Genomic DNA, 629 nt, shown 5'->3' on the forward strand with positions numbered 1-629 from the left:
CTACGGAATGGGCCATTTCGGCGATGGCAGCGGTCTCATCGATATTCTGCTGCAAGGGCTTGCGCGAGCCGTCAAACATCAGCGAGGTAAAGCCGCTGTCCAGTGCGATCTTGCAGTCCTCATACGTATAGCCGTGATCCAGATGCGCCACGACCGGGACTGAGGCATTTTCCGCCAGATGCCGGAACATCTTGCCCAGAACGGGCAAAGGGGTGTGCTCACGACAGCTTGGGCCCGCCTGCAGAATAACCGGGGCGTTTTCCGCCTCGGCCGCGCCCACATAGGCGCGCATGTCCTCCCATCCCAGCGTCACAAGCCCGGCGACGGCATAACCCTGCGTGTAGGCCGGTTGCAGGACGTCTTTCAGCGTAACGAGGGTCATTTGAACTTGGCGATCATGTCTTTGATGCCCGGAATCGTCTCAATCTGATAGGCATGGGTGGGTTGGAAATACTGCACCAGAGACCGCTGGGTCAGACCGCCAAGGATGGTGAAATAATACATCTCATAGCCCGGCAGGACGCAGCAGGGGTGATACCCTGTATCAATGCAAACGGTCGAGCCATCGACGATGTGATAAGCATTCCCCGGTTCGTTATCCTCGCGCTGCAACATCTGCAGGCCCGAGC

Annotated in this window: 2 protein-coding genes; both read right to left on the bottom strand. The window is 58.2% G+C overall.

Annotation, left to right across the window (positions count from 1 at the left end; genetic code table 11):
* Positions 1 to 382, bottom strand: a 382-nt coding sequence (locus ACR0EZ_RS25975; protein WP_480617738.1) for a class II fructose-bisphosphate aldolase, incomplete at its 3' end; no start/stop codon positions are given.
* Positions 379 to 629, bottom strand: a 251-nt coding sequence (locus tag ACR0EZ_RS25980) for a 5-deoxy-glucuronate isomerase (RefSeq protein WP_480617740.1), incomplete at its 5' end; no start/stop codon positions are given. The genes ACR0EZ_RS25980 and ACR0EZ_RS25975, both read right to left, overlap by 4 nt.

It is taken from the genome of Ruegeria sp. AK4, from assembly GCF_056541025.1.